We start from the raw sequence: 15,288 nt of genomic DNA, 5'->3' as shown, positions 1-15,288 counted from the left end.
ATGGAGTCATGACATCGCTGCACGGCCTGTTCGTCCCCCTGGTCACACCCTTCACCGCCGACGGCGCCCTCGCTCCCGACGCACTCCGCGCGCACGCCCACACGGTTCTCGACGCGGGCGCCACCGGGCTCGTCGCACTCGGCACGACCGCCGAACCGACTGCGTTGACGCCCGCCGAACGCGCCGAGGTGCTCGACATCTGCGCCACGGTGTGCGCAGAACGGGACGCGCCGCTGATCGTGTGCGCGGGCGGCAACGCCACCGCCGAGGCCGCCGCCGCAGTGGCTGCCGTGCCGCCGTCGGCGGCCGCGGTGCTGTCGGTGGTGCCCTACTACGTCCGGCCGAGCGAGGAGGGTGTGATCGCGCACTTCACCGCACTCGCGGCCGCGAGCCCGGCGCCGATCCTCGTCTACGACGTGCCGTACCGGACCGCGCGCACGCTCGGCGCCGCCACCCTGATCCGGCTCACCACCATCGCGAACATCGCCGGCTTCAAGCACTCGGTCGGAGGCATCACCGATGCCACCGTGGAACTGATGGCGACCGTGGGGGACCGGACCACCGTGCTGGCGGGCGACGACCGTTTCGCCTCGCCGCTGCTGGCACTCGGCGCCGACGGCGCGATCCTCGCCGCGGCCAATGTCGCGCCCGCCGGGTACGCCGAGCTCGTACGAGCCTGGGGGACAGGCGATCTCGCGCGTGGCCGCGCGGTGGGTAACCGTCTCGACGCCCTCGGTGCCGCACTGTTCGCCGAACCGAACCCCACGGTCGTCAAGGGTGTGCTCGCCGCACGGGGCGAAATCCCCAGCGCGGCGGTGCGTCTGCCGTTGCTGCCCGCCTCGGCCGAATCGGTCGCGGCGGCGCTGTCGGCGGCCGCAACTCAGCCGTAGAGTTCGACGAACTTCGCCAGCGACCGTTCGAAATCGCCGCGCAGTGCCTTGGCCACGGTCGAGCCGATCGGGCCGAACAGCGGCGCGCCGCCGAGTTCGACGGTCAGGTCGACCGCCGAACCGTCGCCCTTGGGCTGCACGGCGAGATCGATGCCGAACTTGGTGCCGCCGATGCCCGCGCCGGTCAACTTCAGCTTGTGCGGCGGCTGGGCGGTGCGCACCGTCCAGGTGACCTTGTTGCGAAACCCCTTCACCCGCGCGACACCGACCAGCACGGTGCCCTCGGTGAGTTCTTCGGGGACGGTGCCGCGCCAGGCCTCGTGGATCGCCAGCCAGTCGCCGAGGTGCTCCAGGTCGGAGGCGTGGTCCCACGCCTTGTCCGGGGCGAGGGGAACGTCGATGGTGAGCTTCAGTTTGGCCACGGCGGGATAGTATCCGGTACTCCCGGTTCCGCGACCACCGCATCCGGACCCTCGTGTGTTTCGACAACCCCGTGCCTGCGGAAATTGGGTAATATCAGCGGCAATTCCCATGCCTGACAGCAGGTTCCATCTCGAATCGGTCACAGTGCTGCTACTGTGTGCGGGTCGCTGGAAGCAGGGACTGTCTATCGGGTATCCGGGATGGTTCCCTCGAGGGCGGCTGCCCGGGTGGAACGACGACGAAAGATCAGATGAACTCCGGAATCGCGGTGCTGTCGCTCATCATCGGAGCCCTGGTGGTCCTCGCGGCCATCGCTGTGGCTGTGCTCGCCATGCACAACGAGCGCAAACAACGCGCACGCGCCGACACCGCCAAGCGGGAGCGTGAACTGTGTGAGGCGGCGGTACATCACCTCGCCCAGATCACCCTGCCCGCCATCACCGACGCCGTACGGCGACACGACATTCCCTCGGTCGCGGTGGAACTGCCCGCCGAATTACGCGACGCGCCCCTCGGCGAGTCGCTGCAGGCGATCGCGACCGGCCACGCCGACGACCTGCGCGTCGTCGCCGAGGAGACACGGGCGATGGTCGAGCGCTACGGCGAGCAACGCCGCGTCGCCGAGATCCAGGCCGCCCGCGAAGAGACCCGCGCCGAACTGCAGGCGTCGTCCCGCGCGGCGACCAGTGCGGCGGTGCGTTCCTTCGGCACCTCGGTGGTGAGCCTCGGCACCGACCTCGGCCAGGTGGTGAGTACCGCGCTGCGCGAGCACCGCGACGACGCCGTCTACGAGACGCTCACCCGCATCGACCACACCGTGCAGCAGATGATCCGGCAGGCGCAGTCCTACGTGATCGTCTCCGGTGGCCTGCCCGGCAGGCGCTGGCCACAGCAGTCGCTCACCGACGTCGCGGGCGGCGCCACCGGGCGCGTGCGTGAGTTCCTGCGGGTCCATTCGGCCCAATCGGAACGCATCGTCATCAGCCGCGCCGTCGAGCCGCTCGTGCACACCCTGGCCACCCTGCTCGACAACGCGCTGCGGTACTCGCCGCCGTCCTCGTTCGTCGAGGTCGGGTTCCAGGAAGGCCACCACGGCGTCACGATCATCGTCGACGACGCGGGCATGCGGATGAGCCCCGAGCAACTCGAGGACGCGCGTCTGGTGCTCAGCGGTGAACGCTCGGTCGACATCCACGACCTCGGGCCTGCGCCCAAGGTCGGTTTCCCCGGTATCGCCGCACTCGCACGCCGCTACGGCTTCTCCGTGCATGTCGACGGTCCCAATATCTACGGTGGCATGCGCGCGATGGTCTATGTGCCGTCGGCGCTGCTGGTGAGCGGAGAGGCGCCGAGAATCCCCGAACCCGAACTGGCCGCGCCCGCGCACATCCCGGTGCCCGTGCCCGACCCTGTCGAGACCGACGGCCCACGCGCGGCCGTACACGAAATCACCAGCGGTGGGCTGCCCAAACGGCGCCGCCGCCCGGTCGCCCCGGATTCGGCGGGGGTGACCACGGAAGTGGGGCAGGCTCGCCCCGACCTCGCCGCTGCCTGGCACAGCGGTTCCCGCAGCGGTCGTGCCGCTGCGGCCGAGCGATCCACGGAAGGAACAGCCGATGAGCACACCGGTAGCCGATAGCACCAACCGTTTGGCATGGCTGCTCGAGGATCTCGAGATCCCCGGCGTCCGCTTCGCCGTGCTGCTATCCGACGACGGCCTTCGCATCGCGCACTCCCACGGCGTCGCCAAGGACGACGCCGAACGGTTCGCGGCGGCCGCATCCGGTCTACGTTCGCTCGGCAAGGCCCTAGGCGAGTTCTGCGGGTCACCGGCGAACACGGTGCGCCAGAACATGACCGAATACGACGAGGGCATGATCATGATCACCGCCGCCGGTGTCGGCGCGCTGCTCGGTGTCGCGACCACCGCCGATGTCGACGTGGCGCTGGTGGCGCACCGGATGAACGAACTGGCCGCGCGGGTCGGCCACGAGATCGGTGCGGCGCCACGGCACGGTGTCAGGTAATGAGCCGAGGCAGGCGTGACCCCGACCTGGTCAGGTCCTATGTGCGCACCGGCGGCCGGACAAGGGCCGCGCACGAACTCGATCTGGTGACCCTCGTCCGCGCCGTCGCCGACCCGCGCGCCGATCACCGCCCCGACGAGCGCCGGGTACTCGCGCTCACCAGCCGCCGTGGCGCGCTGTCGATCGCCGAACTCTCGGCGTATCTCGACCTGCCCGCCTCGGTAGTGAAGATCATCGTGTCCGACCTGCTCGACAGCGGACACCTACACTGCCCCACCCCGGCCGAGGTGAAGCCGGAGCTGGCGTTGATCAAGGAGGTGCTCCATGGTCTCCGTGTCCTCGCAGGCTGAGGTCGACTACGTCGCCGAAACGGTGACCAGATCGGTGAAGATCCTGGTCGCGGGCAATTTCGGCGTCGGCAAGACGACGTTCGTGTGCGGCGTATCCGAGATCCGGCCGCTGCGCACCGAGGAGACGATCACCGAGGCGAGTATCGGTGTCGACGACCTGGCCGGGCTCGGCAGCAAGGTGCAGACCACCGTCGCCCTCGACTTCGGCAGGCTCACCCTCAATCCGCAACTGGCGCTCTACCTCTTCGGTACGCCGGGTCAGGAGCGGTTCGCGCCGCTGTGGGAGGAGCTGGCGCGCGGTGCGCTCGGCGCCCTCGTCCTGGTCGACACCCGGCGCATCGAGAAGGCCGACGACGTGCTCTCGGCGCTCGAACAACGCGGCGTCCCCTACGCGGTGGCGGTCAACGAGTTCGAGGGTTTCCGCCGCTACCCCCTCGACGAGGTGCGTGAGGCGCTCGACCTCACCCCCGACACCCCGGTGATCGCGGTCGACGCGCGACGCCGCGATCACGGTCTGCGTGCGCTGATCACGCTGGCCGAGTACCTATTTCAGAGGCAGGAAGCGGCAGTTCGGTGACCTTGCAAGACCTCGCGGCCGAAATCCGGGTGCCGATGTATTCGCCCGAATTCGCGGCCGACCCGCAAGCTGCCTACCGGCAGATGCGGGAACGGTTCGGATCCCTTGTCCCCGTTGAACTCTCACCGGGAATCCGGGCCACCCTGGTGATCGGCTATCACACCGCGGTACGGATCCTCAACGATCCCGACCACTTCCCGGCCGACCCGCGCATGTGGGAACGCAACATCCCCAAGGACTGCCCGGTGCTGCCGATGCTGCAGTTCCGTCCCGCGGCCCTGCGCACCACCGGTGCCGAGCACGCCCGCTACCGGCAGGCCAATGTGGCCGGTCTGGCCGGTGTCGACCTGTACGCGATGCACAGCACGGTCGAGCAGTTCGCCATCCCGCTCATCAACAACTTCTGTGCCAGCGGCTCGGCCGACCTGTTGAGTCAGTATGCGTTTCCTCTGGTGTTCCAGGCGCTGAACTCGATGCTCGGCTGCACGCCCGAGATCGGTCAGCAGGTGGCCACCGGGATGTCGCAGATCTTCGAGGGCGGCACCGACGCCGAGGCGGGCAACAACCTGGTGGCCAACGCCCTGGCCGACCTGGTCGGGCTGCGCAAACGCGAGCCGGGCGACGACGTGGCGACCCGGCTGCTGCAGCACCCGGCGGCGCTCACCGACGAGGAACTGGTGCACCAGCTGCTGGTGCTCTACGGCGCGGGCATCGAGCCCATGCTCAATCTGGTGGTCAACACGCTGCGCCTGATGCTCACCGACGACCGCTTCGCCGGCGATGTGCTCGGCGGCAGTATGTCGACCCGCGACGCCCTCGACGAGGTGTTGTTCACCGACCCGCCGCTGGCCAACTTCTGCATGACCTACCCCCGGCAGCCGACCCTCATCGAGGACACCTGGCTGCCCGCGCACGAACCGGTCGTCATCAGCATGGCGGCCTGCAACAACGATCCGGCGATCGCGGGCCTGGACGTGATCCACAATCGTGCCCACCTGTCGTGGAGCACCGGCCCGCACGGTTGCCCCGCGAAATCGGTCGCGTACCTGATCGTGCAGGACGCCATCGATCAGCTGCTCGACGCTCTGCCGGAGATCCGGCTCGCCGTACCCCCCGAAGAGTTGGTCTGGCGCCCCGGCCCGTTCCATCGGTCCCTGGCCGCGCTGCCGGTCGTCTTCCCGAATACACCGCCCCTGCCGATGCCCTGATCGGGTTGTCCGCGGAATTTCGGGGGAGGCGCGCGAGATTCGCTCATTCCGCCCACCACCGGAACTAGTCGGTGGTGGGCGGTTGTCGTCTGCCCCCGAGCGAACACCCCGGCCCCCTGGCCGCGGGGATAGCTGGACGAATGCGAGCGATTCGGGTGTTTCTCCCACCATCGGTGTGCGGATGGGGCCAGGATTGGGAAAACCTCGCCGGCCTCGCGTTCGGCCGGCCTCGCAGCACAAGGACGTGAGATATGAGTGACAGGACTTGCGGTGTGGCCGTCGCGGCCGTCGGAACGGCCGTCGCGGCAGTGATGTTCGGTGCGCCGACGGCTTCGGCCGGGGTGTCACAACTGACGGTGAACCCCAGCCTGAGCGTGGGAAGTTCGACGAACTACGGCACCGGGTGCACCCATTACCTCGAGGCTCGGCTCAGTGTCGGCATCGTTCCTGTCGCGTTCTACGACAACGGCACGCTGCTCGCGGTCGTGAACCCCACCGACGGCATCGCCACCATGCCGTGGGTGCCGTCGAGTACCGGAGCGCACACCCTGGCCGCCGTCCAGGACGGCATCGGTCGCGCCGTCGACGTGAGCGTCGGTCGTGGGTACCGCTTCGGCGAGTCCTGCGTGGTCACCGGCGGCTGACTCGCTGAGACGACGGTGGCCCGGTCCTTCCGCGGACCGGGCCACCGTCGTTCGACTCACTTCGAGTCGACCAGCTTCTTGTCGGAGCCCTTCTTCTTGGAGCTCTTCTTCGGTGCCGCACCGTTGCCCGCGGACGGGTTGTCGGGCATGGTCGCGGTGACCACCAGATCGTCGCCCGAGGTGTCGACGTGCACCGTGCCGCCGGGCTCCAGCCCGCCGTCGAGCAGCAGCCGCGACACCCGGTTGTCGAGTTCGCGCTGCACCGTACGACGCAACGGCCGGGCACCGAACTCGGGCTGGAACCCCTTCTCGCCCAACCAGTCCACCGCCGGCTGACTGATATCGAGTTCGACGTCCTGGGCCGCGAGCATGCGCCGTGTGCGGTCGAGGATGAGCCCGACGATCTCCTCGAGCTGCGACTTGTCGAGCCGGTGGAACACGATCTGCTCGTCGATCCGGTTGAGGAACTCCGGCCGGAAGTGCGACCGCAACTTCTCCTCGAGCTGGGGAACGATCGAATCCAGATCACCGGCGGGCGCGTCGAGAATCAGCTGCGAACCGATGTTGGAGGTCATGATGACGATGGTGTTCTTGAAATCCACCGTGCGGCCCTTGGAATCGGTGACGTGCCCGTCGTCGAGCAGCTGCAGCAGCACGTTGAACACATCGGGGTGCGCCTTCTCCACCTCGTCGAACAGGATCACCGAGTACGGCTGACGGCGCACCTTGTCGGTGAGCTGGGCGGCATCGTCGTACCCGACATATCCGGGCGGGGCGCCGACGAGCCGCGAGACCGTGTGCTTCTCCTGGAACTCGCTCATGTCGAAGCGGATCAGCCGGTCCTCGTCGCCGAACACCGCCTCGGCCAGCGCCTTGGCCAGCTCGGTCTTGCCGACACCGGTCGGGCCGAGGAACAGGAACGACCCGATGGGCCGGTTCGGGTCCTTGAGCCCGGCACGCGCTCGGCGCACCGCCTCGGCGACCGCGACGATCGCCTCGTTCTGCCCGATCACGCGCTTGTGCAGCACGTTCTCCAGCTCGAGCAGGCGCTGCTTCTCCTCGGCGGTCAGGTCGGCCACCGGAATGCCGGTGCGCCGCGAGATGACCTCGGCGATGTCGACCACCTGCACCTCCGGTTCCGCGGAGGTGGCACCGGATTCCTCCAGTTCCTCCTCGGCGGCGGCGATCTCGGCCTTGAGCGCCTTGGCCTTCTCGTAGTCCTCGTTGTCGACCGCCGCGTCCTTCTCCCGGTACAGCCGCGCGATCTCGTCTTCCTTGGCCTTGACCTCCGGGTCGGTGGTGCCCGAACGCAACCGCACCCGCGCGCCGGCCTGGTCGACCAGGTCGATCGCCTTGTCTGGCATGAACCGGTCGGTGATGTAGCGATCCGACAGTTGCGCCGCCGCGACCAGCGACTCGTCGGAGTAGCGCACCTGGTGGTGTTCCTCGTACACGTCGGCGAGCCCGCGCAGGATCTCGATCGTGTCGGCCACCGAGGGCTCGGCGACCATCACCGGCTGGAAGCGGCGCTCGAGCGCGGCGTCCTTCTCGATGTACTTGCGGTATTCGTCGATCGTCGTCGCACCGACGACGTGCAGGTCACCGCGCGCGAGAGCGGGCTTGAGCAGGTTGCCCGCGTCCATCGAACCCTCGCCGCCACCACCGGCGCCGACGATGGTGTGCAGCTCGTCGATGAACACCACGAGTTCGTCCTTGTGGGCGCGGACCTCGTCGAGGATCTTGGTGAGCCGTTCCTCGAACTCACCGCGATACTTGCTGCCCGCCACCAGGGAGCCGACGTCCAGGGCGATCACCCGGCGGTCCGCGAGCGAGGTCGGCACGTCGCCGTTGACGATGCGCTGGGCCAGACCCTCCACGATCGCGGTCTTGCCGACACCGGGATCACCGATCAGGACCGGGTTGTTCTTGCGTCGCCTGGACAGGATCTCGATGGATTCCTCGATCTCCTCCGCCCGCCCGACCACCGGGTCGATCAGGCCCTCGCGGGCCTCGGCGGTGAGATCGCGACCGTATTCGTCCAGCGTCGGGGTGTCGGTCTTGCGCTGCTGGCGTTTGGCCTGCGTGGCCGCGGTGCCCGGCGTCGGACCGCCACCGCTCTGGCTGGCCGCCAGACCCGCGACCAGCGTCTGGGCCGCGATGCTGTCGGGCAGCGAGGCGATGCCGAGCAGGATGTGTTCGGGCCCGATGTAGGTGCTGCCGGACTGCGCGGCCTGGCGCTGGGCGGCGCGCATGGCCAGCTTGGTCGCCGGGCTGAGGGTGATGTCGGCCAGGTCGTACCCGCTCGCCGCGCCGGTGTCGAGGTAGTCCTGCATCTGCTCGGCGACCTGGTCGGCATCGAGGCTCAGTTCATCGATCATGTCGCGCGCGGGTTCGGTCTCGGCGGCGGCGTAGAGCAGGTGTTCGGGCGTGATCTCCGGGTTGCCCCATTGCTGGGCAGCCTGCCGCGCCGCACCGACCAGCAACTTCGCGTCGTCGGTCATCAGACGGCTCAGGTCGATGCGTTGCACCGGCGGTTTCGCCGACATCCCGGAACCGAAAAAGCGCTGGAAGATGTCGTCGAAGGGATCGCTCGAACCGGGCCAGCTCGCTGTCATGTCCGCACCTCTTCGTTCGTCGTGCCGCAGCCAGCGGCGACTCCTGTAGATCGGGACCGTGCTGCCAGCAATACTTCGGCATCCTCCGGTGCTGTGCAAGCCATTGGGCAGTTTCACATCCGCGTCGTCGAGCCGATGGCGGACCGGCCAAAATCCGGTGGAAACCGCCCGATGCCACCGGATTTGTCTGATTCTTGGTTCTGGGACGGCGCTCGACGGTAGCGTGACGACCCGCACGGCGGGACCGACCGTCGTGCCCGGTTGTTGGGAAGAGCACGGAGTTTGGTCACCGACGTCATCGATGTCAGCGCGGATTTCACCATCGCCAGGCAAGCCCTCTGGGATGTCCTGCTCGATCCGCAGAGTTATCCACGCATGTTCACCGGAATCGGCGCCTGCGAACGGATCGATCACCCCGACGGAGCGGTGGTGTGGCAGGTCCGGGTCGGCTCGGTGGACACGGGCATCCACACCCATGAGTTCGTCCTGGGCATCGGCCGCTGGTACGAGAGCTTCGAACTGCGCAGCCCCGCGCTCGGCAGCTTCGCCTCGGTGCGGCTGCGTGGCGACCAGCAGCGTACCCGGCTCGACATCACGCTGTTCGCCGCCGCCCGGGTGCATCCGATGCTCGAGCAGCGCAGCAACTCGGTGGTCACCGACTGGGTGAAGGCGGGTCTGCGCCGCACCGCCGACGTGATCGCGGGGACCAGGTCGTCGGTGGTCGTCAACGCCGAACGCTCGCCGCTGCGCCGCAACGCCGGGGTGGCGCGGTCCATCGCGGCCACCGGTCTGATGCGTCCGGAACCGGTGTCGATCCTCAAACAGCTTCGCTCCCTGTCGAAGTGGGGCTTCAACCTGGCGGGCGGTTATGCCGCCGGTGCCGCGCACTCCCCGGACCGGGTCGCGGTGCTGGATCGGTTCGGCACCCGGACCTACCGCGAGATCGACACGCGATCCGATGCCCTGGCCGGTGCCATGTACGAACTCGGCATGCGCGCCGGTGACGCGATCGGGTTGCTGGCCCGCAATCACGCGGGCATGGTCGAGACCATGGTCGCCGCGGGCAAACTCGGCGTCGACGTCGCGCTGCTCAACGCGGGACTGTCCGGGCGGCGCATCGAGGAGATCGTGCAGCGTCATCGCCTCAGCGCGGTGTTCGTCGACGGGGAACTCGAGACGCTGATCCGCTACCTGCACAGCGAGATCCCGCGTTTCACCACCGACGCCGATCCGCCCGATCCGCAGCGCGCGACCATCGACGGCCTGATCGCCGCGGGGGTCGAGGACTTTCCCGTGCCCGCTCATCCCGGCAGGCTGATCGTGCTCACCTCGGGAACCAGCGGCTCACCCAAGGGCGCCCGCCGCCCGCACGCCAAAGGTTTCGGCACCATCGCCGCCCTGCTGTCGCGGATTCCGCTGCGCGTGGAGGAAGTGGTGCTCGTGCCTGCGCCGCTGTTCCACACCTGGGGGTTGGCCGGGCTGCAGCTCAGCACCGCACTGCGCGCCACTGTCGTACTCACCGACGGCTTCGATGCGGTCGAGTGCCTTCGCTCGATCGGCGAACACCGCATCACCACCCTGATCGTGGTGCCGACCATGGTCGAACGCCTCCTCGACGTCCCCGACGACGTCCGTGCGAGCTTCGACCTGTCGAGTCTGCGGCACGTGGTCAGCTGTGGTGCGCCGCTGGCCGGTGCCACCGTGCTGCGGTTCCTCGACACCTACGGCGACGTGCTCTACAACGTGTACGGCTCCACCGAGGTGTCCTGGGCCAGTGTGGCCACCCCCGCCGACCTGCGGGTCTCGCCGACCACGGCGGGCCGCCCGCCGCTGGGTACCCGCGTGGGGGTGCTCGGCCCCGATCTGCGCCCGGTGCCGGTCGGCGCGGTCGGGCACATCTTCGTCGCCAACCACATGCTCTTCGACGGGTACGTCAACGCCGCACCGCCGGAGGAAGCCGACGGCATGCTCGACACCGGCGATCTGGGCTATCTCGACGCCTCGGGCAGGCTGTTCGTGGCGGGCCGCGACGACGAGATGATCATCTCCGGCGGCGAGAACGTCTTCCCGAGACCGGTCGAGGAGGCGCTGGCCCACCTGCCGCAGATCACCGAGGTGGCCGTGGTCGGTGTCCCGGATCGCGAGTTCGGGCAGCGCCTGGCCGCGTTCGTGGTGAAACGGGAAGGGGCGGGCCTGGATCCGGACATGATCCGCACCTATATCCGTCACCGCTTGAGCCGGTTCTCGGTGCCGCGCGATGTCACCTTCATCAACGCGCTGCCGCGCGGGGAGACCGGCAAGATCCTCAAGTGGATGCTCGTCCGGCCGGAGCAGGCGCTGAGCGAGTGATCGCGCGGCGCCTGCCCCGGTGGGGCTAGGTGATCTTCTCCGGCGCGGGCCGGTTCAGCAGCGAATGTTTGCGCGAGTAGGCGAAATACACCACGAGCCCGACGAGCAACCAGCCCGCGAAGCGCACCCAGGTCTCCCACGGCAGCGACCAGATCAGGTACGCCGAGAAGCCGATCCCGATCAGCGGGATCACCGGCATCAACGGCAGCCGGAACGAGCGCGGCGCGTCGGGCCTGGTGCGCCGCAACACGATCACGGCCACACAGACCACGATGAACGCCATCAGGATGCCGATATTGGTGAGTTCGGCGACGGTGTTGATCGGCAGCACACCGGCCAGGATCGCCGCGCCGATGCCGACGATCCAGGTGACCCTGGTCGGCACCTTGCGGGTGGGGTGGGTCTTGGCGAACCAGATGGGCAGCAGCCCGTCTCGGCTCATCGCGAACCACACGCGGGTGACACCGAGCATGAAGGTGAGCACGACGGTGATGATGCCGACGATCGCGCCGACGGCGATGATATTGGCGACGCCCGGCATCCCGACCGATTCGAAGGCGGTGGAGAATCCGCTGGTGGGGCTGATCTCGGTGTACTTCTGCATGCCGGTGAGTACCAGGGTGCACAGCACGTAGAGCACCATCGCGATGGCGAGGGAGTAGATGATCGCCTTGGGCAGGTGTTTGCGTCCGTCGATGGATTCCTCGGCGGCGGTGCTCATGGCGTCGTAACCGAACACCGCGAAGAACACCGTCGCCGCGCCCGTCCATACCGCGCCCGCGCCGTAGGGGAAGTACGGGTCGTAGTTCGCGCTGTCGATGTGGAACACACCGAGCACCACGATGAGCACGACCAGCGCGACCTTGATGCCGACCGCGACGGTCTCGAACCGGCCGACGCTGCCGATCCCGCGCGAGAGCACCCAGGCGGTGCCGAGGCAGAACAGCACCGCGAACAGGTCGATCACCCGGCCGTCACCGGTATCGGGTGCGCCGAGCATCCACTCGGGCAGCGTCAGGCCGACCTGATCGAGCAGGAACCCGAAGTACCCCGACACCCCGATGGCGACGACGGCGGCGACCGCGATGTACTCGAGCAGCAGGTCCCAGCCGATGAACCAGCCGGCCAGCTCACCGAGCGAGACATACCCGTAGGTGTAGGCCGAGCCCGCCTTCGGCACCATGCCCGCGAATTCGGCGTAGCACAGCGCGGCGGCGGCGCTGGCGACACCGGCGATCAGGAACGAGATCAGTACCGCGGGACCGGTCACCGAGTGGGCGACCGATCCGGCGAGGGTGAAGATGCCCGCGCCGATGATGCCGCCGACACCGATGGCGGTGAGCTGCCACAGGCCGAGTGATTTGGCGAGGCGTTCGTCGCCGGGAATCTCGTCTTCGACCTCGACGAGTGGTTTACGGCGCAGCATCTGGGCGCGCAACTCTGCGAAAGACATCGCTGTTCCTTCCGTCGGCGGCCTGGCCGCGTGATCAGTACACCGCCGCATCGCCGTTCCCGACCCCGAGAATGAATATTGTTCAGTGGTAGTGCCCGAATGGAGAGCGGCTCGTTACCCGCGTCCGCCTGCCAACGCACGCAGGAAGAAGGCGAGATTCGCCGGTCGTTCGGCCAGCCTGCGCATGAAGTAGCCGTACCACTGGTCGCCGTAGGGGATGTACACGCGAACGTGGTTGCCCTCGGCGGCGAGTCGCTGCTGTTCGTCGTCGCGGATGCCGTACAGCATCTGGTACTCGTACTCCTCGCACTTACGCCGTGCCGCCGCGACGGCCGCACCGGCGGCGGCGATGATCGCGGGGTCGTGGGAGGCGATCATCGGATAACCCTGCCCGGCGGCGAGTACACCGAGGCAACGCAGATAGGAGGCATCGACCTCGGCGCGGTCACGGAAGGCCACCGATTCCGGTTCGTCGTAGGCGCCCTTGCACAGCCGGATCCGCGACTGCGGGCCCGCCAGAGCGCGGCAGTCCTCCTCGGTGCGACGTAGGTAGGCCTGCAGAACGGTGCCGAGCCAGGGGAAGTCCGCGCGCAGCTCGCGGACGATCGCGAGAGTCGAATCGGTGGTCGTGTGGTCCTCGGCGTCGACGGTGACCCACAGCCCGGCAGCCTCGGCGGCGGCGCAGATCTGGTGCGCGTGCTCGCGGGCGACGGCGTGGCCGTCGCGGGGCAGGGCCTGGCCGAGCGCCGACAGTTTGACCGAGACCTCCAGTGGCCGAACGGCTCCCGACGTGGTTTCGGCCTGGGGCAGGCGTCCCAGCGCGGCGATGAGAACGCGGTACTGCTCGACCGTCGCCTGCGCTTGCGTCAGGTCGGTGGTGTCCTCACCGAGGTAGTCGATGCTGATGAAACGCCCTGAGCGGAGCAAGGTTTCGGCGGTGGACACCACCTGGTCGGTGGTGGTTCCCGCGACGAACCGTGACACCACATCGCGGCTCACCGGCAGCCGGGTGACCGCGCGTTCCAGTTGTGCCGAGCGCGCCGCTGCGAGCAGTGCCGAGCGCAGAAGTGCCGACATCAGTTGGCCTCCGATTCCTGGTGGGGGTAACCGTGCTCGGTGGGTGGGGTGAAGGTCTCCTTGATCGTGCGCGCGGAGGTCCAGCGCAGCAGGTTCTGGGCCGAGCCCGCCTTGTCGTTGGTGCCCGAGGCCCGTCCGCCGCCGAAGGGCTGCTGGCCGACGACTGCGCCCGAGGGCTTGTCGTTGATGTAGAAGTTGCCCGCCGAGAAGGTGAGCCGCTCGGTGGCGGCGGCGATGGCGGCGCGGTCCTGGGCGATGATCGAGCCGGTGAGACCGTAGGCGCCCGCGTCGACCAGATCCATGGCCTCCTCGAAACCCGATGGTGTCGAGTCGTCGTAGACGTGCACGGCGAGGATCGGACCGAAGTACTCGGTGTGGAAGATCTCGTCGCCCGGGTCGTCACCGACCACCACCGTCGGTTCCACGAACCAGCCGACGCTGTCGTCGCTGTGCCCGCCCGCGACCACCGTGATCCCCTGGGTGGCCTTGGCCCGCTCGAGGGCTGCGGTGTTGCGATCGAAGGCACGCCGATCGATCAGTGCCCCACCGAAATTCGTGAAATCGGTGACATCGCCGTAGCGCAGCGACGCAGTCTTCTCGATCAGGTCCTCCGACATCGCCGACCACACCGAACGCGGCACATACGCCCGTGAGGCGGCCGAACACTTCTGGCCCTGGTAGTCGAACGCGCCTCGCAGCAGCGCGGTGGTGAGCACCGCCGGATCCGCCGAGGGATGGGCGAGTACGAAATCCTTGCCGCCGGTCTCGCCGACCAGCCGGGGGTAGGTGCGGTAGCGGTCCAGGTTCGTCGCCACTTCCCGCCACAGATGCTGGAAGGTGGCGGTGGACCCGGTGAAGTGCACACCAGCCAGGCGCCGATCGGGCAGCACCACCTCCGAGACCTCGGGTCCGGCGCCGTGCACAAGGTTGATGACACCGGGCGGCAGACCCGCCTCCTCGAGCAGGCACATCGTCAGGTATGCGGCCACCGCCTGCGAACGCGCAGGCTTCCACACCACGGTGTTGCCCATCAGTGCGGGCGCGGTCGGCAGATTGCCTGCGATGGCGGTGAAGTTGAACGGGGTCACCGCGTAGACGAAGCCCTCCAGCGAGCGGTACTGCATGCGGTTCCACACCCCGCGCGAGGACAGCGGCTGTTCGGCGATGATCTTGCGTGCGAACGACACATTGAACCGCCAGAAGTCGACCAGTTCGCACGGTGCGTCGATCTCGGCCTGATACGGCGACTTGGACTGACCGAGCATCGTTGCCGCACAGATCCTCTCGCGCCACGGACCGGCGAGCAGATCGGCCGCGCGCAGGAACACCGAGGCGCGGTCGTCGAACGACATCGCCCGCCAGGCGGGGGCGGCCTCGGTGGCGGCTTCGACGGCAGCGGCGGCCTCGCCGGAGGTCGCGTCGTGCAGGGTGCCGAGTACGGCGCTGTGGCGGTGCGGTTGAACGACCTCGAACACCGGTCCGTCGCCGCGTAGGTGCCGACCGCCGATCACATGGCAGATCTCGGTCGGGGCGGCGGCCAGTTCGGTGAGTGCGGTCTGCAACCGGGTGCGTTCGGGTGTGCCCGGCGCGAAGGTGCCGACGGGTTCGTTCACCGGCGGCGGGGTGGTCGCGATGGCGTCCATGAGTGCCTCTCCTGCGTCGTACGGCGGTAGCG

13 protein-coding genes are annotated in these 15,288 nt (G+C 68.4%); 8 read left to right on the top strand and 5 right to left on the bottom strand.

Features of this window, described 5'->3' with window-relative positions:
* The first annotated feature begins 8 nt into the window (after nucleotides 1-8).
* Nucleotides 9-890: a dihydrodipicolinate synthase family protein gene (locus tag NI2_RS10225; protein WP_067489156.1), complete on the top strand. Its 882-nt coding sequence runs from the start codon at nucleotides 9-11 to the stop codon at nucleotides 888-890.
* On the opposite strand, the gene NI2_RS10220 is transcribed toward NI2_RS10225, so the two are convergent.
* Nucleotides 881-1,312: a type II toxin-antitoxin system Rv0910 family toxin gene (locus tag NI2_RS10220; RefSeq protein WP_067488812.1), complete on the bottom strand. Its 432-nt coding sequence runs from the start codon at nucleotides 1,310-1,312 to the stop codon at nucleotides 881-883. The genes NI2_RS10225 and NI2_RS10220 overlap by 10 nt on opposite strands.
* A gap of 251 nt (nucleotides 1,313-1,563) precedes the next feature.
* On the opposite strand from NI2_RS10220, the gene NI2_RS10215 reads away from it, so the two are divergent.
* The 6 genes from NI2_RS10215 (at nucleotide 1,564) to NI2_RS10190 (ending at nucleotide 6,119) form a co-directional block, all read left to right on the top strand.
* Entirely contained in the window at nucleotides 1,564-2,952 is a 1,389-nt protein-coding gene (locus tag NI2_RS10215) for an ATP-binding protein (protein WP_067488808.1), read from the top strand.
* Complete coding sequence (locus NI2_RS10210) at nucleotides 2,930-3,340, top strand: roadblock/LC7 domain-containing protein (protein ID WP_067488807.1); 411 nt, start codon at nucleotides 2,930-2,932, stop codon at nucleotides 3,338-3,340. The genes NI2_RS10215 and NI2_RS10210 overlap by 23 nt, the downstream gene beginning before the upstream one ends.
* Complete coding sequence (locus NI2_RS10205; protein ID WP_067488806.1) at nucleotides 3,340-3,690, top strand: DUF742 domain-containing protein; 351 nt, start codon at nucleotides 3,340-3,342, stop codon at nucleotides 3,688-3,690. The genes NI2_RS10210 and NI2_RS10205 overlap by 1 nt, the downstream gene beginning before the upstream one ends.
* The gene (locus NI2_RS10200; RefSeq protein ID WP_174550318.1) at nucleotides 3,665-4,267 is read left to right on the top strand and encodes a GTP-binding protein; all 603 of its coding nucleotides are present in this window, start codon (nucleotides 3,665-3,667) and stop codon (nucleotides 4,265-4,267) included. The genes NI2_RS10205 and NI2_RS10200 overlap by 26 nt, the downstream gene beginning before the upstream one ends.
* A gap of 35 nt (nucleotides 4,268-4,302) precedes the next feature.
* Nucleotides 4,303-5,475, top strand: a complete 1,173-nt coding sequence (locus NI2_RS10195; RefSeq protein ID WP_084457145.1) for a cytochrome P450 — start codon at nucleotides 4,303-4,305, stop codon at nucleotides 5,473-5,475.
* A gap of 251 nt (nucleotides 5,476-5,726) precedes the next feature.
* Nucleotides 5,727-6,119, top strand: a complete 393-nt coding sequence (locus tag NI2_RS10190; RefSeq protein ID WP_067488805.1) for a hypothetical protein — start codon at nucleotides 5,727-5,729, stop codon at nucleotides 6,117-6,119.
* Between the two features lie 56 nt (nucleotides 6,120-6,175).
* Here NI2_RS10190 and NI2_RS10185 read toward each other — a convergent pair whose 3' ends face one another.
* Nucleotides 6,176-8,734: an ATP-dependent Clp protease ATP-binding subunit gene (locus NI2_RS10185; RefSeq protein ID WP_084476290.1), complete on the bottom strand. Its 2,559-nt coding sequence runs from the start codon at nucleotides 8,732-8,734 to the stop codon at nucleotides 6,176-6,178.
* Between the two features lie 282 nt (nucleotides 8,735-9,016).
* Here NI2_RS10185 and NI2_RS10180 point away from each other — a divergent pair, with 282 nt between their 5' ends.
* Nucleotides 9,017-11,083, top strand: a complete 2,067-nt coding sequence (locus NI2_RS10180; protein WP_067488803.1) for an AMP-binding protein — start codon at nucleotides 9,017-9,019, stop codon at nucleotides 11,081-11,083.
* Nucleotides 11,084-11,108: 25 nt separating this feature from the next.
* On the opposite strand, the gene NI2_RS10175 is transcribed toward NI2_RS10180, so the two are convergent.
* The 3 genes from NI2_RS10175 to pruA form a co-directional block, all read right to left on the bottom strand.
* Nucleotides 11,109-12,536, bottom strand: a complete 1,428-nt coding sequence (locus tag NI2_RS10175; RefSeq protein WP_067488801.1) for an amino acid permease — start codon at nucleotides 12,534-12,536, stop codon at nucleotides 11,109-11,111.
* A 114-nt stretch (nucleotides 12,537-12,650) separates the two neighbouring features.
* The gene (locus NI2_RS10170; RefSeq protein ID WP_067488799.1) at nucleotides 12,651-13,613 is read right to left on the bottom strand and encodes a proline dehydrogenase family protein; all 963 of its coding nucleotides are present in this window, start codon (nucleotides 13,611-13,613) and stop codon (nucleotides 12,651-12,653) included.
* Nucleotides 13,613-15,256: an L-glutamate gamma-semialdehyde dehydrogenase gene (gene pruA, locus NI2_RS10165; RefSeq protein WP_067488797.1), complete on the bottom strand. Its 1,644-nt coding sequence runs from the start codon at nucleotides 15,254-15,256 to the stop codon at nucleotides 13,613-13,615. The genes NI2_RS10170 and pruA overlap by 1 nt, the downstream gene beginning before the upstream one ends.
* Nucleotides 15,257-15,288 lie beyond the last annotated feature (32 nt).

The sequence above is a fragment of the Nocardia ignorata NBRC 108230 genome (assembly GCF_001612905.1).
In the GTDB taxonomy this organism is placed as follows: domain Bacteria; phylum Actinomycetota; class Actinomycetes; order Mycobacteriales; family Mycobacteriaceae; genus Nocardia; species Nocardia ignorata.
Note: the sequence above shows the minus strand (reverse complement) of the source record. Positions and strands in the feature narration are given on the sequence as shown.